This is a genomic window from Pelagicoccus sp. SDUM812005, from assembly GCF_031127875.1.
GTDB lineage: Bacteria > Verrucomicrobiota > Verrucomicrobiia > Opitutales > Opitutaceae > Pelagicoccus.
Map to the genome: position 1 here is coordinate 1 of NZ_JARXIA010000002.1, position 26,892 is coordinate 26,892.

The window sequence follows — 26,892 nt, forward strand, 5'->3', positions numbered from 1 at the left end:
CCCCCCCTTAATCACCCCATAAAATCGTCGTAATAGATACCATGATAAATTCTCAGTCGATTAGGACATCCCTAAAGTTCGCGTGCCCCACGCTAGCCGTCACAGCAGTCGCGATCGTAATTGGGACGATGGGACTGAAAGCCAACAAATCTACAAATCTAGGACTCGAACGTGTGTACCAGGATAGAGTTCTTCCCCTTCAAGAACTCAAATCAATCGCCGACGCCTACGCCGTGGGAGTTATCGACGCCGCTAACAAAGCAAACGCCGGAATTTTCACCGCGGAAAAAGCCCTAGAAGAGATCGAGCTAGCTTCCAGAAGCGTTAAGAAGAACTGGGAGCTTTACTTTTCAACCCACCGCACCGAACAGGAAGAACAACTCAGAAAAGAAGCGAGCAAGCTCTTCGTCCCAGCGGATGCGGCAAAGGCCGAACTCCGATCGTTTCTTGAAAATCAAAGCGGATATATCGCGGGAGAGCTGGAGAGATTTGATGGTCCGCTCTACAAAACCATCGATCCAATCTCCAACAAAATAAACGAACTAGTAAATCTCCAACTCGAAGTCGCGAATCAGGAATATGTAACAGCAAAGAAGAGCTACGACTCCCAAAAGATTATCCAGACAAGTATTCTTCTCGGCGGATCTCTTATCGGCCTTATACTTACGTTCACGGTTAGCCGCTCTACGTTGAAACTCATCAACGGTATCCAAGACGTAGCTAGCCGACTAGGATCGGCAGCCGATGAAAGCAACGCTGCTGCCCAACAAATATCAACCACTAGTCAAATGTTGGCTGAACAAGCGTCCGAGCAAGCCGCCTCTCTCGAGGAAACCTCCGCCTCGATGCAGCACATCTCCACTATGACGGTTGAAAATTCGCAGCGCTCCGGTGACGCCTCCGCCCTGGCAAACGAAGTAGGCGCGGTCGCTCGCATTAGCGCCCAGGACATGCAGGGTATGGTCGACGCCATGTGCGAAATCGAAAGCTCTAGCAGCGACATTTCCGCCATCCTCAAAACGATCGACGAAATAGCCTTTCAAACCAATATCCTCGCTCTAAACGCAGCCGTTGAAGCTGCCCGTGCCGGAAAACATGGAGCCGGATTTTCTGTCGTCGCCGAAGAGGTGCGAAACCTCGCTGCCCGCAGCGCCCAAGCTGCAGGTGAAACCGCTGCAAAAATAGAATCCTCTCTACAAAATACAGCAGCAGGAGTCGAACGTAGCCATAAGGTTGCCCAAAGCCTCGAAGCAATACTTTGCAAAATCGAAAGCCTCACTCAATTAGTGCAGGAGGTCGCCGACGCAACACGCTGCCAGTCCGAGGGCATTTCCAAAATAAACCAAAGCATAGGCGATATGGAACGAGCCACCCAAGCCAACGCCGCCAGCGCCGAGGAAGGGGCCACTTCGTCCGAAGAGCTCAGCGCTCAAGTGGCTTCAGTAAGAAGTTCCGTCCAGAATCTGCTCGAACTCGTAAACCTCCAGAACCATGCGGAGCCCCTTTCCAGCAAAAACTTGCCCCATCTTAATGAGCCTCGCCTAGAAACAGAAAGCCACCGAAACTACAAGCACCTAGTTTATAGCGAACGCTAGAAATGGTGCACGTAGAATCCATGCTTGGTGCGGCTGCCTACCGTGTAGTGGGCCGCTGCGAACAAGAACGGCAGCCAAATCAGGACCTGCAAGGTCCACGGCATCGACCAAGCATCCGTGTCGCCAAAAATCCGATACGCCCCGAAATACGCGAAGACCGACAGGCTTGAAACTCGAAAAACGTAGTTGCCGCTGCCCACGCCCACCACGGCCAGCAACAGGAAGCTCCACGGAAAGACCGTCGTGGCCAAAGCGATCGTCCACACCAAATAGAAGGACATAAAGCGCTCCAAGCTCTCGCAAGAGTGCACCATCCAAACCGTCGCCAAACTCAAGATCGCAAGATAGACCAAGGGGTTCACTTGCAGGCCGGATACGAAAGAAACCATGGCCGGAATCAAAGAAATCCCGCGTTCCCCAAAGCCGAATTCCGGCGCCAAGACTCGCCCGAAGTCCACGTTCAGCGAGATGGAGGCCCACATCAAGGACAGCACCAAAGGCGCCGCCCCGAATACCAGCGCCACCAGACCCGCTCGGATACCGCTGCGCTTGAGCACATGCCACACCAGCCAAAGCAGCCCCGGAGCCATCAGCACGTTCAAAGCCGCCCCGATCCCCATTAATAAAGACGCCACGCACACCATCTGCCCCAAGGCGCTGCCGATCCCGCCAGAGGCCTTGATCACCGAAACGCCGCCCTTCTGGTCGATCCAAAAGTCCCAGATCAAATAGCCCGCCACGAAAGGCAGAAGGAACAAGCTAGAGTCGATACCCAAGCCCCCGACCGCATAGATCACCAAGGGATTCCAAGCGTAAAGCGCCGCCCGGTCCGCCCCGAAACGCAAGGCGAACAGCAAGCAGAGCGCTAAGTCGAATACCACCAGCACCGTCTTGAACCAGTCCTGCGGATCCCCCAGCTCGTCGAACGCGCTGTAGACCCAAAGCAAGCCGGGCAGGTAGCGAGACGGGCGCTCCTTGTCCAACAGCGACTCCCATTCCTCGCCCCGAAACGGCAGCAAGCGCTCCGCATCGGGAGCCAGCTCGTAGGGATTGTGCTCCGCCGCCAGGATCTTGCTGTCCCAAAGTCGACGGTTCAAGGTCTCCCCCGGCTCCACCGGCAACATCGCGATCCGCGCCACCGCCGCCACCAGCAGCATCAGCCAAGTCAATCGCTTCGCGAAATGCCAGGAGAGCAAGTAGCCCAAGGCGATGAAGCCGAAGCTGATTTGGAATTTGGATACGTTTTCCGGTACGCTCAGATCCGAAAAGCCCACCAAGCGGAAGCTCCCCAGCAGGACCAAGGCGGCCGCCAGAAAGGGCAGCACGTAATCGCGCCGCTTCGTCCGATAGAACGAGCCTTGGCGCGACCCGCCTCCCGGTTGGTTTAAAATTGCCGAATTCCCACGCATAAAGGGCTAAGAATCAATGGGCTGCCCACTTGGGGACGGCAGCCGACCTCCAACTTTTGGCATTTCCGCGACGCACTCAAGCAATATGCGGCGCGATTCTTATAATTAGAAAGTAAAAGCCCCATTCCAGCTTACTCCTTTGTATCCGGTCACTTGCGAGCGTCGCGACTCTCGCTAAGCTTAATGGAACCACAGGCACGCCCCAACCTCCAATGACTATGAGCACCTACTTGAAACGTTCCCTCGAGACCCTCGCCAGCCGCAATCCCGCCCAGGACCTCTTCATGCAGGCCGTGACCGAAGTCTTCGAATCCCTCGAACCCCTGCTCGCCGAAATCCCCGACATCGAGGCCAAGGCCATCCTCGAACGCATCTCCGAGCCGGAGCGCCAAATCATGTTCCGCGTGAGCTGGGTCGACGACCGCGGCCGCATCCAAGTCAACCGCGGCTACCGCGTCGGCTTCTCCTCCGCCCTCGGCCCCTACAAAGGCGGCATGCGCTTTCACCCCTCCGTGAAGCTCGACGTCATCAAGTTCCTCGCCTTCGAGCAGATCTTCAAGAACAGCCTCACCGGACTCGGCATCGGCGGCGGAAAAGGCGGCTCCGACTTCGACCCCAAAGGCAAGTCCGACGGCGAAGTCATGCGCTTCTGCCAAGCCTTCATGAGCGAGCTCTACCACTTCGTAGGAGAAGACACCGACGTGCCCGCGGGAGACATCGGCGTCGGCGCTCGCGAAATCGGGTATTTGGCCGGCCAATACAAACGCCTCACCAAGAGCTTCGCCCAAGGCGTGCTCACCGGCAAGCAAGTCGGCCTCGGCGGATCCCTCGCACGCAAGGAAGCCACCGGCTTCGGCGCCGTCTACTTCGCCGCCGAAATGCTGGCCACCCGCGACGACAGCTTGAAAGGCAAGAACTGCGTCGTCTCCGGCTCCGGAAACGTCGCCATCTACTGCGCCCGCAAGATCCAGGAACTCGGAGGCAAAGTGCTCGCCATGTCCGACTCGTCTGGAAGCATCCACGATCCCGCGGGGATCGACCTCGACATCGTCTCCGCCCTCAAGGAAGTCGAACGCGCCCGCATCGACGAGTATCCAAAACGTCGACACGGCTCCAAATTCTTCCCCGAACAAAAAGTCTGGGACTTCCCCTGCGACGTCGCCTTCCCTTGCGCCACCCAAAACGAGCTCTCCCTCGACGACGCAAAAGCCCTACTGGAGAACGGCTGCATCGCCGTCATCGAAGGGGCCAATATGCCGACCCAGCCCGAAGCCATCTCCCTGCTGCGGCAAAAGGACGCCCTCTTCGCTCCCGGCAAAGCCGCCAACGCTGGCGGCGTCGCCGTCTCCGCACTCGAGATGCAGCAAAACGCCGCCCTGCAAAACTGGACCTTCGCCCAAGTGGACGAACGCCTCAAAACCATCATGGCGGAGATCCACAAGGACTGCACCTTCTACGCCAACAAATACCGCCGCCCCGACGACTACGTCTTCGGCGCCAACGTCGCCGGCTTCCTCAAGGTCGCCGAAGCCGTCAATTGCTACGGCGTCATCTAGGCTTGGACCCAATCCGAATCCGCTACCTTCGCGGCGACTGTATTCGTATTTTACATACTTTTGACAAACTCACGCAGATTTTCGAGACAGGGGGGGAGGCAAAAGGCAACAGATTCGCAGGCTAGGCTCCAGCGAGGCTAATTTCCGTTGAAACCGAGGTCGCGGCGCAGCAGAAGGTGTTATGAATTCTCGTCCGCATTCGCAGGAATTCGATTCCTGCGCCCAGGAACCGATCCACACGCCCGGCTGCATCCAGCCCTACGGCTTTTTCATGGTCTGCGACAGCGAAAGCGGAAAGATTCTACAATGTTCGGAAAACACTGCCTCGCTCATTTCGATCCCTAGCGAAACCCTCCGAACGCTCGATCTCGCCGAACTGCTGGGACAAAAGAGCTACCAACAACTGCTCGAAGAGCTCGGCAAATCGAACGGACAAGCAAACGCCCCCTTCCGAGCGGAGCCCGGATCGGAGCAGTACACCCTGCTCGCCCGCAAGGCAGGGAAGCTCCTGCTCCTCGAGTTCGAACCCCACTCGCCGCTCGAGCAAACCGACGCCTTCCTAAACGGATTCGAAGAATCCGTCACTGCCCTGCAGAACAAGTCGACCTACCTCGAAATCGTCGAAACCGCCGCCCACAGCATCCGGACCTTCACCGGCTACGATCGGGTCATGGTCTACAAATTCGACGAGGAATGGAATGGGCAAGTCGTCGCCGAATCCAAGGCCGAGGAGCTTCCCCCTTTCTTGGGCCTCCACTACCCCGCCAGCGACATCCCTCCCCAAGCCCGGGCGCTCTACGAGAAGAACCTCGTGCGCATCCTAGTGGATGCCCAGGCTCCGGCAGTCCCCATCCACCCCGTGCTCACCCCTCTCGACGGAGCTCCCACCGACATGGGCATGGTCGGCATGCGAGCGGTCTCGCCCTACCACTTGGAATACCTTTCCAACATGAAGGTACGCGCCACCCTCACCATCTCCATCATGCTCGAGGGAAAGCTCTGGGGACTGATCGCTTGCCACCACTCTACGCCTCGCTTCGTCGGCCACCGCCAGCGCTACGCTTGTCGGATGCTCGGGCTCGCCCTTTCCTCCCAGATCTCCGGAGCCATCAGTTTCGAGGAGGCCGCCTTCCGCGCCCAGCTGGACGAGAAGAGCGGACGCTTCTTCGAAAAGCTCACCGATTCCAACGACCTGGAAAATTCGCTCGCCGGCAATAGCGAAAACCTCATGGAGCTGATCCCCTGCGATGGCGCCGCCCTCCTGCGCGGATCGAAATTCATCCCTCTCGGGCTCACCCCGTCCCAGGAGCAAGTGATGGAACTCCTGGCCAACGATTCGACCGCCACCGATTCCGGACTCTTCGCGACCCACCAGATTTCCGACTTCCTGCCGGACGGACGAAGCTTGGACAACGACATCGCCGGCGTCGTCATCGCCCCCTTCTCCATCGACCGCGAGCAATGTTTGCTCTGGTTCCGACGCGAACAGGCTCAGACGGTCGAATGGGGCGGAGACCCACGAAAAAACGTCACCCGCCGCACAGAAGGCGCCCGACTCAGCCCCCGCAAGTCCTTCGAAAAATGGGTCGAGATCGTGCAGGGTACCTCCACTCCTTGGAAGCCCGTCGAACTCCGCGGGATCGAGCGGGTACGCTCCCTCATCGGCAGGCTCTACGCCAAGCAAAGCCTCGAATTGGAACGGCTTAACCACCGCCTGATCAATGCGAACAGCGCCCTCGACGCCTTCAGCTACTCCGTTTCCCACGACCTACAGGCTCCCCTGCGACGCATCAAAGGTTTCGCCAACCTCCTCTTCGACTCCCAGGTCGACCAAAGTAACCGCAGCCTCATCCAGAGCATCGACCGGACAGCCGACTCGATGAGCAACCTGATCGAGCACCTGCTCGCCTTCGCCCGAGTCGGCGAAATCAAAGACTGGCGCCTGCAAAGCGTGAACCTCACGAAGCTAGCGAAGCAAACCTTCGAAAACGAAAAACTCGCCTACTCCTCCAACGCGGCGACCCTGAACATAGGCGAGCTACCGGAAGTCAACGCCGACCGGACCCTGCTCCAGCAGCTCTTCGCCAACCTCTTCTCGAACGCCCTAAAATATTCGTCCGCAACTCCGCGCCCGCAGATCTCGCTCAGCGCCGCAGTCGGAACCGCATTCGCCACCTTCTGCATCAAGGACAACGGAGTCGGCTTCGACTCCAAAAATGCCAAGAAACTCTTCGACGTCTTCCAGCGCTTCCACTCCCAGACCGAATTCTCAGGATCCGGCATTGGTCTCGCCATCGCCAAGCGAATCGTCTTAGCTCACCAAGGAAAAATCTGGGCGGAATCCGAATCGGGCCAAGGCGCGAGCTTCTACTTCACTCTACCGCTCGCCCAAACAACGAACTAAGACGCCAACTCAGCCTTCCTTACCAGCTCACGGAACTAGAGCACCGCCATCACACGTGGATACGACCGACACTTCCCTCTCCAGCCTCGTTCAGGAACTGCGAACCCAAACCCAAAGCCTACACCGGGAACTCGAAGCCACCACCGGAGCAAGCAAGCTCCCACAAGGAACCTTCACCCTGCCCGAATACTTCAAGCTCCTCTACGGCAACCTAGCCCTGCACCGATCCATCGAGGACCAACTCGAACAACGACTCTCCGCTGAAGAAAGAACCGCGTTCGGACTCCCTTGGTCCCACTTCAGCGCCAGCCTCCAAGGCGACCTAGAAATCCTCGCCGGACGCCCGATGCCCGCTCCCGAATCCCACCCCATCCCTTCCCGCCTCGCCCTGATCGGCGCCCTCTACGTCGCCCTCGGCTCCACCCTCGGAGGAAAACGTATCCTAAAATGGATTCGCGAAATCCCCGAAATCCACGAGAGCCAAGCCACCCAATACTATCAAGCCTGCGAACAAGTTCCCCCTCGCGCTTGGCCCCAGTTCTGCAGCGCCTGCGACCATCTAGATCTCTCTTCTGCCGAACGAGAAGTAGTCATCCAAGGCGCCCTGCTCGCCTTCGCATTCATAAAAAGCCAAATAGCCCAAGCGCCCGCTTTCCCAACTTAAGTAGCATGCCAACTCCATCCCATCAGAGCCTTCGTCCTAAGCTAAGGGTATTGGTCATCGACGACACTCAAGAAGAATACGTCTGGATCGGACAAGCCCTCGACCGGCTTCCCTCTGTCGACATCACGCACCAGTGGGTTCCCAATCCCTTCGAAGCCAACGAGCTGCACGAACAAAACCCATTCGATGCCATTCTCATCGACTACCACCTTGACGGCCTAACCGGCACCGAGGCGATCGAACTCTTCAACTACGGCCTGCGCTCCCTTCCCATCATCATGATGACCAGCTCCGGAGGCTTCGAAGCCAGCCTGCACGGATTGGAAAAAGGCGTCTCCCTCTTCCTCGACAAAAACGAATTCAAGCCCAGCCTGATCGAACGCGTATTGCTCTACTCGATACGCCAAAAAGAACTCGAAAACCGGCTCAGCAACTTTTCCGCTTACGTCGCCCACGACATCTCCGCGCCCTTGCGCAGCATGAGCACCTTTGTGGACATGCTCCTCGCCAATTTCGGAGACACCATCAGCGAAAGCGAACGGAGCATCGCAGAAGGAATTCTCGAGCAGACGACCCAGTCTCAAAATCTCGTGACTGACTTGCTCGAATACTCCGTCTGCAATAACAAACGGATGCAAAAGGAAGAACACTCCTTCGATCAATTAATCCAGCAAGCGCTCTCGTCCCTGAATGCCGCCATCGAAGAGAACGACGCCTCCGTTTCCGTTAAAGCCCAACATGAATCAATCGTTTGCGACTCCAATCTCATCGTCCACGTATTGATTAATCTAATACAAAATGCCCTAAAGTATAGATCGGAGAGCCCCCCTCAAATCAATATCAACTATTCCCTGTACGACGAATGGCAGCTTGTAAGCGTCGCTGATAACGGCATCGGCATGGAGCCTTCGAACACCAAAAAAATCTTCGAACCGCTATTTCGCATCCACAATGCAAAATGCCAAACGAGCGGCACCGGCATCGGACTCGCGATTGTCAAGGACGTCATCGAGCGACACGGCGGCATCATCTGGGTAGACTCCCAACCGGGAGAAGGGAGCACCTTCCACTTCAGGCTTCCCAAGTCCGCCTAACGGCAAAAGCAGCGCAGACCTACCCCGCCCACTACTGCAGCTGCCCATGAAACGCAGCCCAGAACGGGCACCTTAAGCTACCCACGTTCCCCCCAGAAGGGAACCGAAGCTCAACGGTTTTAAAACTTCTTGCAAGCTCCCTCGCTGGAGCTCTCGCGCCCCTTTGCATTCACCGAATGCTTAGACTTAAAGTGAGAGCGCAAATTCCCTTCCCTAAACGAACCGCTTTCTTAGTCTGAAATGCTACCCCGAAACCACTTCAAACCATGATACGCGTACCCCTACTAATCGCAGGACTGATCCTACCCGCTTCCCTCGTCGCCAACTACGAAAGCGCCCCGCTCGCCACCCGGAACGCCCCCGCCGGAAAAACCTTGTTCAGCAAGCTCTCTTCCGAAGAAACCGGACTCACCGGCAAGAACACCTACGCCGACCCCGAAATGTGGGGCCAAAAATACAGCGAGTTCCAAGGCGGAGCCGTCGGGACCGGACTCGCCGCCGGCGATATCGATGGAGATGGATGGGTCGACCTCTACGCCGTCACCAAAACCGGCCCCAACAAACTCTTCAAGCAAGTCGCCCCCTTGCAATTCGTCGACATCGCCGCCCAAGCAGGCGTTGCCGGCGGCGAGGCCTGGGGCACCGGCTGCAGCTTCGCTGACGTCGACAACGACGGAGACCTCGACCTCTACGTCTGCCAATTCGATGCCCCCAACCTGCTCTTCCTCAACGACGGAAAAGGCAACTTCACCGAGGCCGCCGCAGCAGCCGGCATCGCCGTCCAGTCCGGCAGCGTCGTAGGCGCCTTCGAAGACTACGACCGCGACGGCGACCTAGACCTCTTCCTCCTCACCAACGTGCTCGACGCCACCGCCCACCCCGAAGGCGAACCCGATTACCTCTTCCAAAACCAAGGCGACGGCACCTTCAAGGACGTCACGGCCACCGCCGGCATCGCCAACGATCGCGGCAAAGGCCACGCCGCCACCTGGTGGGACGCGGACGGAGACCTCTGGCCCGACCTCTACATCTCCAACGACTTCGAAGCGCCAGACCACCTGTATAAGAATAATGGAGACGGCACCTTCACCGACATCACCGACCTCGCCCTCCCCCACACCGCCTGGTACTCCATGGGCTCCGACTTCGGCGACATCAACAACGACGGTCGCCTCGACCTGCTCACCGCAGACATGGCCAACACCACCCACTTCAAGTCAAAGGTCACCATGGGCGACATGGGAGGCTGGGTCGATTTCTTCGACGCCCAAGTCACGCCCCAGTACATGAAAAACGCCGTTTTCCTCAACTCCGGAACCCACCGCTTCATGGAAGTCGCCAAGATGACCGGCCTCTCCAGCACCGACTGGACTTGGTCCACCCGCTTCGAGGACTTCGACAACGACGGCTGGATCGACCTGCACGTCACCAACGGCATGGTGCGCTCCTTCACCGATTCCGACATGGTCAACAAGATCAAGGCCCTCCAGTCCAAACGCCAAATCATCGCCCTCGTCAAAAACAGCCCCGTTCTCCGCGAGCAAAACCTCGCCTTCCGTAACGACGGAGCGGATGCGCTCCACTTTTCGAAAGTCACCAGCGACTGGGGCCTGGACCACGAAGGCGTCTCCTTCGGCTCCGTGGCAGCCGACTTCGACAACGATGGCGACCTCGACCTCGTCTACTCGAACTACGAGGAAGAGCTCTCCTTCTACCGCAACGACAGCCAAGGTAACGCCCTCATCGTCGAGCTCGACGGCACTCGCAGCAATCGCCACGGCATCGGAGCCCAAGTCGTCGCCCAAACCAGTCAAGGTACCCAAATCCGCAAGCTCACCATCGCCCGAGGCGTGCTCTCCTCCTCCCAGCCGATCGCCCACTTCGGACTCGGGTCCGACCAAAGCGTATCCAGCCTATCCGTACGCTGGCCCAGCGGCGTCGTACAAACCATCGAGAACATTCCCGCCAACCAGAAGCTTCGTATCCAAGAACCCAAGTCAGATCCTGGCCCGCTCCCCGTCGCCCCTGTCAAGCGACCCGTATCCGGACTCTTCGCCGAAAGCTCGAAGTCCCTCGGCCTCGACTTCACCCGCAAGGAAGAAACCTTCAACGACATGATTCGCCAACCCCTGCTCCCCCACCGCATGAATACGCTCGGCGGAGGCATTGCCGTTGGGGACGCCGACGGCGATGGCGATTCCGACATCTATTTCTCCGGAGCAGCCGGCCAGACCGGAGCCCTCTACCTCAACGACGGAAACGGTCGCTACCAAGCCGACGCCCGCCCTCAGCCCTGGAACCAGCAAGCCCAAACCGAAGAGATGGCTCCGCTATGGATCGACATCAACCGTGACGGAGCCCTCGACCTCTACGTCAGCTCCGGCAGCGTCGAGACGGAAGCCGGCGATCCCTCCTTGAAAGACCGCCTGTATCTAAACGATGGGCACGGCCAGTTTTCCGCAGCAGACGCTCGCGCCTTCTCCCCCGTCCCCGCCAGCAACTCCGTAGTCGCTGCCGGAGACTTCGACCGCGACGGCGACCTCGATCTCTTCGTGGGCGGCCGCGTCGTACCCGGAGAGTACCCGCGAGCGCCGCGCAGCGCCCTGCTTCGCAACGACGACGGCATCCTGGTCGACGTCACCGACGAAGTCGCCCCCGGTCTCGCCGACTCCGGCATGGTGACCGCCGCGCTCTGGACCAACGCACTCGGGCAAGCATCGACAGACCTGCTCGTGCTCGCCGAGCTCGAAGCGCCCAAGTACTACGACAACCTTGGCGGAAAATTCGCCGAGACCCCTCACGACAACGGGCTCAAGAACCTCAAAGGCTGGTGGAACTCCCTCGCCGCAGCCGACGTCGACAACGACGGAGACATCGACTACATCGCCGGCAACCTAGGCCTCAACACCAAGTACAAAGCCAATTCCGCCCACCCCTTCAAAATCTACTTCAACGACTTCGAAGGCACCGGAAAGTGCAACATCGTGGAAGCCAAGTACGAGGGCAACAACCTCCTCCCCGTTCGCGGGCGCAGCTGCAGCTCTCGAGCCATGCCCTCCATCGCCGAAAAATTCCCAACCTTCCACGACTTCGGCGCCGCCAGTCTCGAATCCGTCTACGCCCCCGAAAAACTGCAAACCGCCCTCGTCAAGGAAGCGACGGAGCTCGCCAGCGGCATCTTCATCAACAACGGGACCAATAAAAAGTTCACCTTCAAACCGCTTCCGCGCCTCGCCCAAATCGCCCCCATCTACGGCATCGCCGCTGCCGACTTCAACGGCGACGGAAACATCGACCTCGCCCTCGCCCAAAACTTCAACGGCCCCCAAGTCGAAACCGGGCGCTACGACGGCGGCATCGGCCTCCTCCTCATCGGTGACGGAACCGGTTCCTTCCACGGAGCCGAGGCCAACGAAAGCGGCATCTTCATCGAAGACGAAGCCCGCGGCATGGCGATCGTCGATCTCAATGCCGACGGCTGGCCGGACCTGCTCGCCAGCCGCCCCAACAACCGAGCGCACGCCTACCTCAATTCCGGAATTCCCGGCTCCGGATCCGTCGCCGTCCGCCTCCACTCCCAAACCCGAGGAAATCCCCAAGCCCTCGGCGCCCGAGTCCTCGTCACCTATTCCGACCAATCCCATCGGGCCTACGAACTCTCCTCCAACTCCGGCTACCTCAGCCAAAACGAAGCCTGCCTCTTCCTGGGCTACAACGACGAGCGAAGCCCCCAGCGCCTCGAAATCACCTGGCCCGACGGGACTCGCAGCGCCCACCAGATCGACACCGATCAACCTCGCCTCACCCTCGCGCAGCCCACCCACCTAGTCGCCCAGTAGCCGCTCCTTCCCAGCAACTTCCCCCTTGCTGGCCTGTCCCCGACAGGCCAGTCTCATTTCCATGCCCCCCTTCCGATCGATCGCGCTAAGCCTTTTCGCTCTCCACCTTGCTAGCGCCCCGCTCCTAGCGAACCGCCTCGCCGATTCCCAATCCCCCTACCTGCTCCAGCACGCCGACAACCCCGTAGACTGGTATCCCTGGGGACCCGAAGCCTTCGAAAAAGCCCAACGCGAGAACAAGCTCGTCTTCATCTCCATCGGCTACTCCACCTGCCATTGGTGCCACGTCATGAATCGCGAGTCCTTCTCCGACGAAGAAATCGCTGCGTATCTAAACGACAACTACGTCTGCATCAAAATCGACCGCGAAGAACGGCCCGACATCGACAGCGTCTACATGAACTTCGTGCAAAGCCTCACCGGCAGCGGCGGCTGGCCCCTCAACGTCTGGCTCACCCCCGACCGGAAGCCCTTCTTCGGCGGCACCTACTTCCCCCCACGCGACGACCCGAGACACGGCCGCGGATTCCTCAAGATCGTCCAAGAAATCAACGGATTTTGGCAAAAGGACCCCGACGGCCTGCTCTCCCGCAGCCAGTCCATTGTCGAAACCCTGAACGAACGCGCCGCCCTCCCACCCAGCGGCGGCGACGATTCCATCCCCACCCTGGATAGCCTCACCGAAGCTATCACCTCCTACCTCTTCACCTTCGACGAAGAACGCAAAGGCTTCGGCAAAGGCGAAAAGTTCCCCAGCCCCAGCACCCTCAGCCTGCTCCTCCGCGCCGCAGCCACCCCGCAGCTGCACGCCGAAGACCGCCAGGCCGCTCAACGCCTCGCCCTCGAAACGCTCGACGCCATCCTCGATGGAGGCATCCACGACCACGTCGGCGGCGGCTTCCATCGCTACACCGTCGACGCTGGATGGAAGCTCCCCCACTTCGAGAAAATGCTCTACGACCAGGCCCTCATGGCTCACGCCCTCATCGACGCCTGGCAGCTCAGCGGCAAGCCCCGCTACCAAGAGGCCGCCACCGCTACCCTCGACTACGTCCTCCGCGACCTGCGCCACGAAAACGGTGGCTTCTACAGTGCCGAAGACGCGGAAAGCCTCGACCCCGACCAACCGGAAAGCAAACGCGAGGGCGCCTTCTACCTTTGGAGCGCCGACGATTTCGAGCGGCTCTTCCCCGACCCAGCCCAGCGAGATTTTCTGGTCTCCCACTTCGGCCTAAAACGAGCCGGCAACGCTCCCTACGGGAATTTCCCGCGGGAAGTTTTCGAAGGCTACAATACCCTGCGTATCCAAAAAATGCCTTCAAACCAGCAGGAAGAAGCCTGGCTCGCATCCGGGCTCGCTTCCCTCCGCTCCGAACGCGCCAAACGCCCCCGCCCTCATCTCGACGACAAGATCATCACCTCCTGGAACGGACTAGCCATTTCCGCCCTCGCCCGAGCCGGCCTCGTCTTCGAACGCCCCGACTACACCCAAGCCGCCACCACAGCCGCCCAATTCCTGCTGGGCGAGCTCTTCGACTCGGAAACGGGCACCCTTTACCGCCTCTACCGCCAAGAGGCATCCCCGGTCTCCGCCTTCGCCGAAGACTACGCCTTCCTCATCGAAGGCTTGCTCGACCTCTACGAAGCCACCGCCGACCACCGCTGGATCCAAAAAGCGAATACACTGCAAGAAACGCTCGATGCGAAGTTCGCCGACTCCGAAAACGGCGGCTACTTCCTCTTCGAAGCGAGCGACGACATCGTCTTCAACCGCAGCAAGATCCCCTCCGACGCTGCCATCCCCTCGCCCAACTCCGTTAGCGTTAAAAACCTCGCCCGCCTGTCCCAATTCTACGACAGCGCCAAGCGCCAAAGCCAAGCCGAAGCGACCCTCGCCGCATTCGCCGGCGATCTGCAACGGAGCGGCACCAACTACCCCACCCTCCGCGAAGCCATCCTCTACGTCGCTAAAAAACCACTACAAATCGTTATCGCTGGAGATCCGAAATCCGACTCCGTCAAAGGCATGTTACGCGAAGTCAATTCCCGCCTGCTTCCCGCCCGCGTCCTCCTTTACGCCGACCAAGCGGAGGGACAGCAATTTCTCGGACAACACCTCGAGTTCATCCAAAGCGCAAAATCCTACGACGAGCTCGCCACCGTATTCGTTTGCGAAAACTTCGTCTGCCAAATGCCCACCGACGACCGAACTGTGCTCGCCGAGCAACTCGACGCCAAAAGGTAAGGCCAGGTCAGTTCTCCATCGAACCGCGCATGCGGTTACGCTTTTGCGTTTGCGCCACCAGCAAGGGGATGCTACCGCGAACCTCTCCGTCCACCTTCAGCTGGATATCGTAGCTCCCGAAATGCGGAAAACGCATTCCATTGATGTTCAGGACCAAATTGTGAGCCCCACTGCTGCGGCCGGCGTGAATCTTCACGTTCACCGTGGCCGACATGCTAGGACCGACCGCCTCGCCCTTGGCATCCAAGAAACGGATCTCGATGGCATGCGGGCCCGTTTCCGCCGCCTCAAAACGCATGCGAACCGCCAGCGAACACCGATCCCGCTGCACCGGAGCGGTCGGCGCCGCGATCCCCTCGAAGGCGCCCAAAATATTGAGCCGCCCACCGTAGTCGGTCGCTGCATCGCAGATGGAAAAGATCTCAAGAAACATCGAAGGAAGAAGCTAAAGCGGAGACTGGTAAACTCAAGTCCCCAAGCGACAGGCCCGAGCGACGTCTAGCGAACTTTCGTCCCCGCAACCAAGTCGCTCACCAACTCGCCCATGCGAGCCGTGATCGCGGCCGGGTCACCCAGGTTGTCCTTGATCGTATTCACAATGGCGCTACCGACCACGACGCCATCTGCCAACTCGCAAATGGTCCTCACCTGTTCGCGCTTCGAAACGCCGAAGCCCACCACCAGCGGCTTATCCGTGGCCTCGCGAATCATGCCGACCATCTCGTTCAAGTCGTCCGCCAAATCCTCGCGCACCCCGGTCACGCCGGTACGCGACACGTAGTAGATAAAGCCGGTCGCATGCTTGGCGATGTAGCCCACTCGAGCCGGCGGCGTAGTCGGGGCGATCAGGAAAACCGTCTTCATGCCATGCTTCTCGCAGGATGCCATGTGGTCTTCCGCTTCTTCCGGCGGCAAGTCGAGAACCAGCAAGCCATCCACGCCCGCAGCCTTGGCGTCTGCGATGTACTGGTCGAGTCCGTTGCTGAACATCAAGTTGTAGTAGGTATAGAATACGATCGGCACCGAGTCGTTTTCCTTGCGGATCTTGCGCACCAATTCGAACACGTCCGCCTGGGTGGTGCCCGCCTCGAGCGCCCGTTGGGCCGCCAACTGGTTGGTCAACCCGTCCGCCAACGGATCGGAGAACGGCACTCCCAGCTCCATCACGTCCACGCCGCTCTTGATGAGGGTGCGGCAAACGTCCAGCGAGGTATCGATGTCAGGGTCGCCGGCGCAAACGTAGGAAACGAAGGCAGAGCGCCCTTCAGACTTAGCTTTGGAAAATGCAGACTCGATACGGTTCATCGCCAAAGCCATGGAGATTCCCCCCAGCGAGGTCAAGCGCAGGGGCGCCCAAGGAAACGCAGCAATTTCGCAGAGCGAACCCGAGACCGCAAAGTGAGATCCAATGGTCCGTAGTACTCTCCCTCGCGACATGCCGCAGCGGTCTCCTCGGGCAATGCGGTACGGCCGCCGGCGCCGACCCTACGAATCGATCCTCCGCGGCTACGGAAAACATCCGGACACCAAAAAAGCCGAGACCACGAAGGCTCGGCTTTTCTCTTAGGATGGGGTGATAAACCGGATTGGCTCGCGGGACCTGCGGTCCGGTCTCGGGGCAAAGGCCCTCGCTCCTGCGTCGCGCCCTGTTCGCTCCGCTCACCGAACACGGCTTCGCCGGTTCAAGTCCTCGGTTCCTCCGCTCGGACACAAAAAAAGCCGAGACCACGAAGGCTCGGCTTTTCTCTTAGGATGGGGTGATAAACCGGACTCGAACCGGCGACCCCCGGAATCACAATCCGGTGCTCTAACCAACTGAGCTACTACCACCATCCTAAAAAAGAGGAGCACTAAGTTTCATCGGGTCCCCCCTTTGTCAATGGTTTTTGCGAGGAAAATGTACCCAAACCCGACCTTTTTCGCTCACCTCCCCGCGACCTCGCTCCAACCCGCCACCCCTGCCGATCCCCCGCCCCAGCAGGCAAACATTCATTTGGACGAGATCGTTTAGTGTCTTAGTTGTGGACACTTACAGGATTTTAATAATCGTGTGAGACCTTGTTGCAGCCCGTCGCCGCGCTTAAACCCAGGCAAGGCGCCGCGCTACGGCAAGTTCCCCTAATAACTGTATGTTCAGCCGCCCCAAGTCCCTACCCGACCCAAGCGATTCGCTGAACCGATCCCTCAACCGAACCTAACTGCGTCGAGCAATCACCTATGAGTAACGTTAATCCCTCCAAACTGTTCACCGCGAGCTGCCTCGCCCTGATCGTGACCGCGATGACCTTCGCCATCCGCGCCGGCATCCTATCTGAGCTTGCAACCGATTTCGGTCTCACGGACACCCAATTGGGCTGGGTCAACTCCATGGCCTTCCTGGGCTTTCCCGTCGCCATGATGATCCTCGGCCTCGCCTACAACTACCTAGGAGCGAAGAAGCTGATGATCATCGCCTTCGTGGGACACCTCGCCGGCCTGCTACTCACCATCTACGCCGGCGGTTTTTGGAGCTTGCTCATCTCAACCTTCCTCATCGGCTTCGCCAACGGATCGGTCGAAGCGGCCTGCAATCCCCTCATCGCGGACATGTATCCAAAAAATACGACTACGATGCTCAACCGTTTCCACGTCTGGTTCCCAGGCGGCATCGTGATCGGCGCCCTCGCTTCCAAGTTCATGACCGACGCCTCCCTCGGATGGCAGCTGCAGATCGCGATCATGCTCATCCCAACCGTTATCTACGGGATCTACGTCTTCACCCAAGCCTTCCCTGCATCTGAAAATATCGAGACGAACACCGGCACCAACATCAAGTCGCTCTTCTCTCCTCTCTACATTTTCATGATCTTCTGCATGACCCTGACCGCCATCTCCGAGTTCGGTCCCCAGCAGTGGGTCGGCCGTCTGCTCTCCGAAAGCGGCGCCTCTCCCATGATCATCCTCGCTCTCGGAACAGGTCTCATGGCACTTGGCCGCCAATTCGCCGGCCCTATCGTCCACAGCCTCAATCCAATCGGCGTCCTGCTAGCCTCCTCCATCATTACGGCTCTCGGCATCTACCTTCTCAGCACCGCAACCGGAGGCGTTATCTACCTCGCAACCGCTGTCTTTGCCCTCGGCGTATGCTACTTCTGGCCAACCATGATCGGATTCATCGGCGAGTACCAGCCCAAGACTGGCGCCCTCGGCATGTCCCTGATGGGCGGCGCCGGCATGTTCTCCGTGAGCATCTGGAACCCGATCATCGGCAGCTGGATCGACACCGCCCGCACCGAAGCGACCGCATCCGGCATTGCTCCCGAAGCGATCGAACTGGCTGCAGGCCAAGCGACTCTCGGAAACATGATTCTCTTCCCGGGAATCCTCATCGTCGCCTTCGGCATCCTCTTCGCGATGCGGAGCAAGGTCCAGAAGGCCGCGACTGCATAAGCGCAACCTGAGCGAAGCGTTTCATTTTTCGTGCCCTCCGCCTTCCAGCGGAGGGCTTTTTCATGCCAAAGCTTGCCAGCCAAACGCAAAAGCCTCCTCTATGGAAGGCATGCCAAAACGGCGAATCATCACTATCGGAGCCACCCTCCTCGCCCTCTCCTTTCTCGTATTCACGATCTGGATCATCCACGAAGCGAATATCGGGCGGGACAACATCCTGTTCCAAACCGTCCGCGCCACGCCCAACGGCGACAAGATCGGGCACGTCCTCCTAGCGGGCTTCCTCACTCTGGTGGCCAACTTCCTCTTTCGCCACCGCTACTGGCAGCTCGCCCGGCTTCGCCTGCCCATCGGCTCCCTCGTCGTCTTCGCCATCGCCGTGCTCGAGGAGTCGAGCCAGTACTTCCTGCCGACCCGCTCGCTCGACATCTTCGACGCCCTCGCCAACCTGGCCGGCATCCTCCTCTTCTCGATTCCCGCCATCCTCTGGCCCCGCAAGGCCAGAAGCGCGACCGACTAGTCGACCACCGCTAGGATCGCAGCCAGCAAGAGCACCGATCCGAGCAAGCGACGCAGCAGCACTCCACGTCCCAGCTGCCGTTCCTCGTTGGAGAACCAGTGCCCGATCCACCACACCAGGGCCACGCTCCAAATGCCTCGGGAACTGTACATGATGTTGACGATCGTCGCCTTCCCGTAGGTGCTTAGGACAAAGGCCATCACGCCCGCCTGCACCGCCATCAGGGCCGCGCCCGCTCCCATCCACTTCCAGGTCGCGGCGCTGACCGAGCCGAAGTTCGACTTGAAGAGCGGCACCAAGCCAAAGGAACAAAGCATCACCACGGAAAACATGCCCGCCACCACCTTGTGAAATCCCAGCTCGCCGCCGAAGGCCGCCAGCAGGGAATCCGCGCCCGCAAAGCTCAAGGCGCTGCTCACTCCCAGGACGATGGTCAGCATGACCTTGCTCTTGTCCGCGTTGCTCCCGCCCCTCATGAGCAAGATCGCCACCGCGCTCAACACTGCCCCGATCCAAACCGAAACCGACAAGCTCTCTCCCAAGCCCAGCGAAACGATCACCGCCACGAAAACCGTTTTCGTTCCGAGCAAGGGCGTCAGCAAACTCACGTCGCCCCGATGGATCGCCAAGCAGGTGAGCAGCTGCCCCAGGAAGAAGGCTCCACCCACCACCAAGGGCAGCAGCAGCGCCTTCCAGGATTCGATCGGCTCCCCGAAGAACCAGAGCGGGAAGGCCGCCAGAAACATGGCTAGGTTCGAGAGGAAAGTCGTCCTCCACGGCCCCACTCCGTGGGTGGTCGCCCGCTTCAGGCACAAGGCCGCCACCGTGTAGACCAAGGCGTTCAAGAGAGGAATCCAGTAGTAGGGCTGCATTCGCGGAACTCTCGACCGAGCTTCGACAAGCGCAAGCCTACAAACCGTGAAAGCGGCGGAGCCCTCCGGCCACGAAAAAGGCGCTCCCGCACAGGAAGCGCCTTCGAGAAAGGGATGCTGCGAACGCGGCCTAGACGCCCGCTGCGGCGATCGCCTGGTCGATGTCCGCCAAGATATCCTGAATGCTCTCGATGCCGATCGACAAGCGGACCAGCTCCGGAGTGATGCCGCCTTCCGCCTGCTGCTCGACCGTCAGCTGGCTATGGGTCGTGGTGGCCGGGTGGATGGCGAGGCTCTTCGCGTCGCCCACGTTGGCGAGGTGGCTGAAGAGCTTGAGCGAGTCGATGAACTTCGAGCCCGCTGCGGCCCCGCCCTTGATTCCGAACACCACCATGGAACCGCCTTTGCCTCCGAGGTACTTCTGGGCCTTGGAGTAGTTTTCGTTGTCCTCAAGTCCTGGATACTTGACCCACTCCACCGCCTCGTGCGCCTGCAAGTGCTTGGCCACGGCCAGCGCGTTTTCGCAGTGCCGCTCCATGCGCAGGTGCAAGGTTTCGATGCCTTGCAGGATGATCCACGCGTTGTCGGGAGAAATACAGGCGCCGAGATTGCGCAAAGGCACCGTGCGCATGCGCAGGATAAAGGCCAAGGCTGCCAAAGGCTCCGGCAGGTCATGCCCCCAGCGAAGTCCATGGTAGGAATCGTCCGGCTGGTCGTAGAGCGGGAAGTTTCCGTTGGCCCAATTGAACTTGCCGGAATCGACTACGATGCCGCCGATGCCTGCGCCGTGCCCGCCGAGCCACTTGGTAAGCGAGTGCACTACGATGTCAGCCCCGTGCTCGATGGGACGAGTCAGGTACGGCGTCGAGAAAGTTGCGTCCACGATGAGCGGCAAGCCCTTGGAGTGCGCCACTTCGGCCCATGCCTCGATATCGGTCACGTCGAGCGCGGGATTGCCTACGCTTTCGCAGAATACGCCCCGCGTCTTTTCGTCGATGGCTTCCGCCACCTTCTGCGGATCCTTGGCGTCGACGAACTTCACCGTAATCCCGAGATCCGGCAAGATGCTTGCGAACTGGGTGTAGGTACCGCCGTAGAGATTGTTGGCCGACACGATATTGTCGCCCGCCTTGGCGATGTTGATGAGCGTGTAGAAGATCGCGCTCGTCCCGGAAGCCAGGGCCAAGGCCGCGGCGCCGCCCTCCAAGGCCGCCACTCGCTGCTCGAGCACGTCCTGGGTGGGGTTCATGATGCGGGTGTAGATGTTGCCCAGCTCCTTGAGGGCGAAGAGATTAGCCGCGTGTTCCGTATTGTTGAATACGTAGGAGGTCGTCCGGTGGACGGGAACTCCCCGGGAATTGGTGGTCGGATCAGGCACTTGTCCCGCGTGCAGGCACTTAGTTTCAATATTCATGCAAAGGTATGAATCGCTTGGGTTGATAGAATAGGACCTACGCCTTCTCGAAGCGATAGGTCACGAAGGGCGAACAACTTGCCGGAAACCAAGCGACGGCACAACAAGGAAACTGCTCATTTGAAAGCGACAGTCCTCAAACAGCCCTCGTTTATTTGTCTTTCATTTCCCACCGCTTTCCCTAGGCCAAGGGAAACTCATGCTGCTCTCAGGTATCAAAGCCAGATGGCCCGGGGAGGCCGGCTACCGCCAACTCCTTAAAGTCGCGTTCCCGCTGATCGTCAGCTCGGGCTCGACCTCCCTCATGCTGTTCATCGACCGCATGCTGCTAAGCTGGTACTCAAACGAAGCCATCGCCGCTACCCTGCCCGCCGGACTGCTGCACTGGACCCTCATCTGCCCCTTCTTCGGAATGGCCATGTACACGTCCACCTTCGTCGCCCAATATACCGGCGCCAAACGTCCGGAACGGGTCGGCGCCTCCATCTGGCAAGGCCTCTACCTCTGCATCGTCGGCTCCGTCGCCCTGCCAGCCCTATCGCCGCTGGCCGACTCGTTTTTCGCCTTGGTCGGACACGCGCCGCGTATCCAGGAAATGGAGTCGAGCTACTTCAAGATCCTCTGCTTCTGCTCTTTCTTCTTCCTCACCAACGCAGTGCTCTCCAGCTTCTACGCCGGCAGAGGAAAAGCGTGGACCATCGTATGGATCAATTTCCTCGCGATGTTCCTCAACACCCTCTTCGACTACGCTTGGATTTTCGGCAACTGGGGCTTTCCGGAGCTCGGCATCAGGGGCGCCGGCTACGCCACCCTCGCCAGCTCCGGCGTAGGCTCCCTCATCTACTTTATCCTCGTCCTCAGCCGGGCCAACGACTCGGCCTACGCCACCAAGAGCGCCTGGCGGTTCGAGTTCGACCTGATCCGCCGCATGGTCAAGTACGGCTTCCCCGCCGGCATCCACTTCTTCCTCGATGTCATCGGCTTCACCATCTTCATCATGCTGATCGGCCGGCTCGGCGTGGCGGAATCCGCCGCGACCAACATCGCCCATCAGATCCACCTGCTCGGACTGCTCCCGCTGGTCGGCCTCGGCATCGCGAACACCATCCTAGTAGGCCAATACCAAGGCGCCAAACAAAGCCACCTTGCCGAAAAGGCGACCTACTCCTCCATCCAGCTCGCCACGTTCTACAATATCGTAGCGGCCTGCTCCTACCTCTTCCTGCCGCTGCTCTTCATCGGCCCCTTTTTCCTCGCCCGCCAAGAGCCTCCTTCCGAGGAACTGCTGCAGATCATCACCAACCTGCTAAAGTTCATCGCCCTCTTCACCTTCTTCGACGCGCTGGTCATCCTCACCAGCGGCACGCTCAAGGGCGCCGGCGATACCAAGTTCGTGATGCGAACCCTCACCATCACCTCCGTGACCCTGGTCATCATTCCGACCGTCCTCATCGTCGAAGTCTATCGCCTGCCGCTCTACTACGCCTGGAGCATCCTCGCCGTAAACCAAATCTGCCTGAGCGTCATCTTCCTCCTCCGCTTCCGCAGCGGCCGGTGGAAGGATAACCAAGTTATCGAGTAAGGCGCACGCGCCCGTGCCCCCCCCAAGCGTCAAAACCGCTTGCTCAAGCCCATGCTCAGCAAGGAAACGGACGCGTCGATCTTGCCGTGAAGGCGTTGCCCCGCGGCGTGGCTGGTATTGTCGATCATCGGATCGTCGACCATGATGCTCACGTACGCGAAGTGCAGATCGAGCTTCTTGGTAGCCGCCACGCTCAAGCCGAGGGCGATCCACTTGCGATCCTCGTCCGGAATGCGCGGGGAGCGAACTTCGTCGTTAGGCACCGGCGATTCGTCGTAGGCCAAGCCAAAGCGACCCGTCACCTTGTCATTGAATTTATAGGACGCTCCGACGCTGTACTTGCTCACGTCCTGCCAGAGCTCCGGGATCACCGTATCCGGAGGTGATGGATTTTCGAATACAATCCGCAACTCCTGAAACTCGCTCCACGAAGTTTTGGTGACGTCCACCATCACGCTCCAACGCTCGTTTACCTTGCCAAAAAGCGACACCGAAAGCGTATCCGGAAGATTGATATCGACCCCACCGCCCTGGTCCGCGAAAGCGGCTCCGAGCACGCTCTCCAATGGGCCCACTGTGAAATCGGCCTGCCCCGACAAGGCCAGCTCCACCTTGGAGCGGTAATGCACGCCCCAGCGCCAATCATCGTTGATCTCGTACAAGGCGCCCACGTTGAAGCCCCAGCCATCGCCGTCGCCTTCCAAACGAATTCCTCCGTCGTATTTCGTCGTGCCCAAGTTCGCCTGGATATCTCCGGCGAGCGCCATCGTCTGAGCATTCGCAGGTATGGCTCCCGTCTGGTACTGGTTCAGGAAAACGAGTCCCATGTCGATCGCGTTGCTCAGCACCGCGTCGGACTTGACGTAGTCAATCCCGCCGCCGATCGAAAGCTTGTCGTTCACCCGGTAAGCGATGGACGGGTTTACCAGAACCGTCTTGAGCTCGGTGCGACGGGCCACGTAACGGCCCACCCAATCGTCGCCGAAATCCGTGGTCAAACCGAAGGGCGCAGAAACGCCAACGCCCCAAACCAAGTCGTCCGTCAATGGGGCAACGTAATAAAGGTTCGGCACCCAAGCCTCCTCCTCGGAAGTCGCATCGTTCCCCTGCGTGGGAGCCGTCAGCGTCGTGGAGCCGAGGTTCGAGAATTCCGCTTCGGGCAGGATCAAGTGCACTCCGGCATGCAGCTGCGGCTTCTCGATCAACGCCATGCCTGCCGGGTTGAAGTAAACGGTGGAAGCGTCTTCGGCCGACGCCGCGCCTCCTGCATAAGCGTTGCCCAAACCGGAAATTCCCTGCTCCTGGATGGCGTATCCCGCGGAGTAGCCGAGGGACGGGAACAGGCTAAGCGAAAGGAGGGCGCTCGCGCCGAGAAATGGGAGACGATGACTCATAGGGGCGTTTCAAGTTTGGGGTTACACCTAGCAGCAGCCTCCGAGACGAGGCCGATATTCAACTATGACGAATACATGCCAGCCCCGATTTTTGGCAAGCGAGCTCCGCAATTCGCAGCCTTTTTGCGGACTATTTACTAGGAGAAAGCACGAAGGAACACTCGTCCAGCAAGCGCTTGGCGAGCACCTGTCCCGCTCGGTAAATCCTCATCTGCTCCACCCCGTAGGCCTCGCGTCCGGACGCCGTCTCGATCAGTATAGGTTCATACCCGTATTCAGAAAGATCGTACGGGCTCGCACGCATATCCAGTTCCCGAGCCTCCAGGGCCAACTCGAAACAAGCTCGCAAGAGATCCGAGCCCAACCACGGACTTCCCTTGTAGGTCCAGCGGTAGAGGTCCATGTTGAAATGGATACAGCCGAACTGTTCGTTCTGCTCCCGCTCGTCCCTGCCCGGACTCAATTCGTTCAATGGCCGCGCCTCAGGCGTGAAAAAGCGGAAGGCGTCCCAATGGGAGCAACGGATGGTGCTGCCTTCCACCACCTTAGCCAAGTCCTCCGGACTCAAGCGCAGCGGCGTCGATTCATGGCGAATCTCCTTCGCCTTGTAGACCATCGCCCACTCGTGAAGACCGAAACAGTTGAAACGCGGCGGGCGACTACGAGCCGCTTCGATCAAGGAACGCACCCAGCGGATCCTCTCCACGGCGCTCCCGTCCATACGGCCTAGATTCAAACCGACTCCGTATTCGGTCTCATGATACCGATCGTCATCCAAAAAGCTCCGCGCCGCGTCGCCTTTCAAGAACTGATGAGCCGCCGGGCGCCAACGGCGCAGCACGGTTCGATTGGTCTGATAGTAGGCAAAAAGGAAATCGTGCACCGGATGCTTCTGGCGGCTATCCCGGCGCTTCCGGTAGGCGTCGATGTAGGGCCCCACCACCGCTTCGTGGGCCGAAGCCAGAGCGAGCCACTCCTCCTCCTCGAGAACTTGTATCCGGGAATCGCTTACAGAACTTGCTTGGCAATCCACTCCTCAACCTCCTCCTCGAAAAACACGTCCTCCAAGGCTTCCCGCGCCCAAAGCTCCGTTTTGCCCAAATGGTCCAGCACGCGGGCCGCCACCACTTGCACGGCCGGAACTTCGCTCCAAACCGATTGCGCCGCGCACCGCCAGTGGGCGGGATCGATACGCTTGGGATTCTCGAGCTGCTCCCGGCAGGTGTCGCAAACGAAGACGCAGGTCTCGACCTCCGGCTCTTCGTCCTCCGGCGGCACCGGCATCGGACGCAAGGCTACGCCCGAGGCTTCGCAGAGCTCGCACTTCGATCCGGAACGGCGCGTCAGATCCTTTCCCAGGGCGCTGAGCTGCGACTGCTTCGCTTGGTGTTTTTCGAGTCCTTTTGCCATGATTGAATAAGGCTTACATGCATTGCCCAGCAAATCGCAATCTGGCAACCCTTTGCCGCAGCAGCGTCAGACGTCCTTCTCCGCAAAGGTATCGTCCAGGGACTCGGCCAAACGAAGATTGTCGTCCCGCGCCCGCTTCAAATCGGAGGTCATGTCGTTGATCGCGTTCAAGAGGCTATCCATCTCGTCGTCGCGACGCATCTCGATCCGCTGGTCCAGATTGCCCGCCGACACCGCTTGGATTTGTCCCAGCAGGGCATCGATCGGCCTCTTGAAGTGACGCGACATCCAAGTCGCAATCCCCCAGGAAAGCAGCAAGGCGATGCCGATTCCCCAAAGGGCCGCCGCCTGGATCTCGTCGAGCTTGGAGCGGACCTCGTCAGCCCGCATATCGATCCCGACCAAAAACTCGCCGTCGCCGTTCATCACCGGCGAGTACCCGGAAAAGAAGGCTCCCCACCGGTCCCTCGTGATCTCCTCGTCCGCGGAGCGACGCAGAAAGCCTTCCCTCAACTGGGGAGTCGCGGCCTGGTAAACCTGCCCCGGCAAGGCCTGCTCCTCGCTCTCATCCGTGTCGATCACGAACACCACCTCGCCCGACGGAGCCTTGCGCATGATATAAAGGAAGGCGATATCGTCCACGCTGCGCCGCATCGCCCTGAGCTGCTCCAAGGTCTCCTGGTAGGAGAACTTTTCCACGTCTCCCGGCTGACGAATGTCCCTCAAGGTGTCCGCATCGATTTCCTGGCTGATCAAGGCCGCGCTGCTGGCCAAGCGGATTCGCAGCTGGTTCATCAGGCTTTCCTTCGCCGTGAGGTAAATAAAAAATCCGATCGCGCTGGATACTAAGAGCGTCGTGAAAAAATGAGATACAAATAATTTACGATGTAAGGGGAAAGAGTGCTTCATCACGCTAAGCTTCAAACTGTTTTCCTGCATAACTAGGGTCAATCGGAGATTCCGTTCAAATTTCCTCCCTAACCACTTAGGCAATCTCAGGAAATCACCCAGAGAGCCCACTCTATGCGCTTCCTGCAAGCATAGAGACTTCCCTCTAATGGCGGTGAATTCTGTTGCGACTTCTGCTCAAGCTCATTCAGTTTAGATACTCTGTCCACTGCGGAACAACTCGAAGCCAATCGGAACCACAACGCGCCGCTTCGATCCCACAGCGCAAACTAGCAACCAACGCCCACGACTGATGGACCCGATCAATTCGAATCCCTTTTTCAACTCCGCCCGCTTCTACCAAAACCAGCCGGCGCAGCAAAAGCCTACCCCATCAGTCGATCCAGCCGCCGCAGCCGAGTCGCAATCCATCAAGCCGACACCCGCCGCGGACAGCGAATACACCAACCTCTTCGACGACGACGCCCTCCTGAAGCTGCAGAGCAACCTCGAAGCCATCGCCCAGATGGCGGAGCAGTCCCTCAAGCGCATCGACAGCTAGAGCGTAGCAGCTTGC

20 protein-coding genes and 1 tRNA gene are annotated in these 26,892 nt (G+C 59.3%); 11 read left to right on the top strand and 10 right to left on the bottom strand.

All coding sequences use genetic code 11. The annotated features are described in order from the left end of the window. Positions 1 to 41 precede the first annotated feature (41 nt). The gene (locus QEH57_RS03530) at positions 42 to 1,595 is read left to right on the top strand and encodes a methyl-accepting chemotaxis protein (RefSeq protein WP_309005300.1); all 1,554 of its coding nucleotides are present in this window, start codon (positions 42 to 44) and stop codon (positions 1,593 to 1,595) included. Here the strand turns inward: QEH57_RS03530 and QEH57_RS03535 are convergent. After that, the gene (locus tag QEH57_RS03535; RefSeq protein ID WP_309005301.1) at positions 1,592 to 2,920 is read right to left on the bottom strand and encodes a hypothetical protein; all 1,329 of its coding nucleotides are present in this window, start codon (positions 2,918 to 2,920) and stop codon (positions 1,592 to 1,594) included. The genes QEH57_RS03530 and QEH57_RS03535 overlap by 4 nt on opposite strands. Positions 2,921 to 3,222: 302 nt before the next feature. Between QEH57_RS03535 and gdhA the strand changes: the two genes are divergently transcribed. The 6 genes from gdhA (at position 3,223) to QEH57_RS03565 (ending at position 14,806) form a co-directional block, all read left to right on the top strand. Beyond that, entirely contained in the window at positions 3,223 to 4,560 is a 1,338-nt protein-coding gene (gene gdhA, locus QEH57_RS03540) for an NADP-specific glutamate dehydrogenase (protein ID WP_309005302.1), read from the top strand. Positions 4,561 to 4,741: 181 nt separating this feature from the next. Continuing rightward, positions 4,742 to 6,964: an ATP-binding protein gene (locus QEH57_RS03545; RefSeq protein ID WP_309005303.1), complete on the top strand. Its 2,223-nt coding sequence runs from the start codon at positions 4,742 to 4,744 to the stop codon at positions 6,962 to 6,964. A 55-nt stretch (positions 6,965 to 7,019) separates the two neighbouring features. Next, entirely contained in the window at positions 7,020 to 7,628 is a 609-nt protein-coding gene (locus QEH57_RS03550) for a biliverdin-producing heme oxygenase (protein ID WP_309005304.1), read from the top strand. Positions 7,629 to 7,633: 5 nt separating this feature from the next. Next, on the top strand, positions 7,634 to 8,722 hold the full coding sequence (locus tag QEH57_RS03555) for an ATP-binding protein (RefSeq protein WP_309005305.1): 1,089 nt from the start codon (positions 7,634 to 7,636) through the stop codon (positions 8,720 to 8,722). A 266-nt stretch (positions 8,723 to 8,988) separates the two neighbouring features. Next, entirely contained in the window at positions 8,989 to 12,561 is a 3,573-nt protein-coding gene (locus tag QEH57_RS03560; RefSeq protein WP_309005306.1) for an FG-GAP-like repeat-containing protein, read from the top strand. 61 nt (positions 12,562 to 12,622) lie between these two features. Beyond that, positions 12,623 to 14,806, top strand: a complete 2,184-nt coding sequence (locus QEH57_RS03565) for a thioredoxin domain-containing protein (protein WP_309005307.1) — start codon at positions 12,623 to 12,625, stop codon at positions 14,804 to 14,806. 7 nt (positions 14,807 to 14,813) lie between these two features. Here QEH57_RS03565 and QEH57_RS03570 read toward each other — a convergent pair whose 3' ends face one another. From QEH57_RS03570 to QEH57_RS03580, 3 genes are all read right to left on the bottom strand, one after another. Next, entirely contained in the window at positions 14,814 to 15,239 is a 426-nt protein-coding gene (locus QEH57_RS03570; protein WP_309005308.1) for a hypothetical protein, read from the bottom strand. A gap of 65 nt (positions 15,240 to 15,304) precedes the next feature. Continuing rightward, positions 15,305 to 16,123 (bottom strand): tryptophan synthase subunit alpha, encoded by an 819-nt coding sequence (gene trpA / locus QEH57_RS03575; RefSeq protein WP_309005309.1) that lies wholly within the window; start codon positions 16,121 to 16,123, stop codon positions 15,305 to 15,307. Between the two features lie 436 nt (positions 16,124 to 16,559). Next, a tRNA-His gene (locus QEH57_RS03580) sits at positions 16,560 to 16,636 on the bottom strand. Positions 16,637 to 17,023: 387 nt separating this feature from the next. On the opposite strand from QEH57_RS03580, the gene QEH57_RS03585 reads away from it, so the two are divergent. Together QEH57_RS03585 and QEH57_RS03590 are read left to right on the top strand one after the other, a co-directional pair. Continuing rightward, positions 17,024 to 18,235 carry an MFS transporter gene (locus tag QEH57_RS03585; RefSeq protein WP_309005310.1) on the top strand — a complete coding sequence of 404 codons (1,212 nt, stop codon included), beginning with the start codon at positions 17,024 to 17,026 and terminating at the stop codon, positions 18,233 to 18,235. A gap of 109 nt (positions 18,236 to 18,344) precedes the next feature. After that, positions 18,345 to 18,755 (top strand): VanZ family protein, encoded by a 411-nt coding sequence (locus QEH57_RS03590; RefSeq protein ID WP_309005311.1) that lies wholly within the window; start codon positions 18,345 to 18,347, stop codon positions 18,753 to 18,755. Here QEH57_RS03590 and QEH57_RS03595 read toward each other — a convergent pair. After that, on the bottom strand, positions 18,752 to 19,627 hold the full coding sequence (locus QEH57_RS03595; RefSeq protein ID WP_309005312.1) for a DMT family transporter: 876 nt from the start codon (positions 19,625 to 19,627) through the stop codon (positions 18,752 to 18,754). The genes QEH57_RS03590 and QEH57_RS03595 overlap by 4 nt on opposite strands. Positions 19,628 to 19,757: 130 nt before the next feature. Further along, positions 19,758 to 21,041: an O-acetylhomoserine aminocarboxypropyltransferase/cysteine synthase gene (locus QEH57_RS03600; RefSeq protein WP_309005313.1), complete on the bottom strand. Its 1,284-nt coding sequence runs from the start codon at positions 21,039 to 21,041 to the stop codon at positions 19,758 to 19,760. A 199-nt stretch (positions 21,042 to 21,240) separates the two neighbouring features. On the opposite strand from QEH57_RS03600, the gene QEH57_RS03605 reads away from it, so the two are divergent. Continuing rightward, positions 21,241 to 22,623, top strand: coding sequence for an MATE family efflux transporter (locus QEH57_RS03605; RefSeq protein WP_309005314.1), 1,383 nt, complete (start codon positions 21,241 to 21,243; stop codon positions 22,621 to 22,623). Between the two features lie 29 nt (positions 22,624 to 22,652). Here QEH57_RS03605 and QEH57_RS03610 read toward each other — a convergent pair whose 3' ends face one another. The 4 genes from QEH57_RS03610 to QEH57_RS03625 form a co-directional block, all read right to left on the bottom strand. Further along, entirely contained in the window at positions 22,653 to 24,017 is a 1,365-nt protein-coding gene (locus tag QEH57_RS03610) for an outer membrane protein transport protein (RefSeq protein ID WP_309005315.1), read from the bottom strand. 130 nt (positions 24,018 to 24,147) lie between these two features. Next, on the bottom strand, positions 24,148 to 25,050 hold the full coding sequence (locus tag QEH57_RS03615) for a hypothetical protein (RefSeq protein WP_309005316.1): 903 nt from the start codon (positions 25,048 to 25,050) through the stop codon (positions 24,148 to 24,150). Then, a complete protein-coding gene (locus tag QEH57_RS03620) occupies positions 25,026 to 25,427 on the bottom strand; it encodes a hypothetical protein (protein ID WP_309005317.1) in 402 nt (133 codons plus the stop codon). The genes QEH57_RS03615 and QEH57_RS03620 overlap by 25 nt, the downstream gene beginning before the upstream one ends. 66 nt (positions 25,428 to 25,493) lie before the next feature. Then, positions 25,494 to 26,222, bottom strand: a complete 729-nt coding sequence (locus tag QEH57_RS03625; RefSeq protein WP_309005318.1) for a HAMP domain-containing protein — start codon at positions 26,220 to 26,222, stop codon at positions 25,494 to 25,496. 406 nt (positions 26,223 to 26,628) lie between these two features. Here QEH57_RS03625 and QEH57_RS03630 point away from each other — a divergent pair, with 406 nt between their 5' ends. Next, positions 26,629 to 26,877 (top strand): hypothetical protein, encoded by a 249-nt coding sequence (locus tag QEH57_RS03630; protein ID WP_309005319.1) that lies wholly within the window; start codon positions 26,629 to 26,631, stop codon positions 26,875 to 26,877. Positions 26,878 to 26,892: the final 15 nt, after the last annotated feature.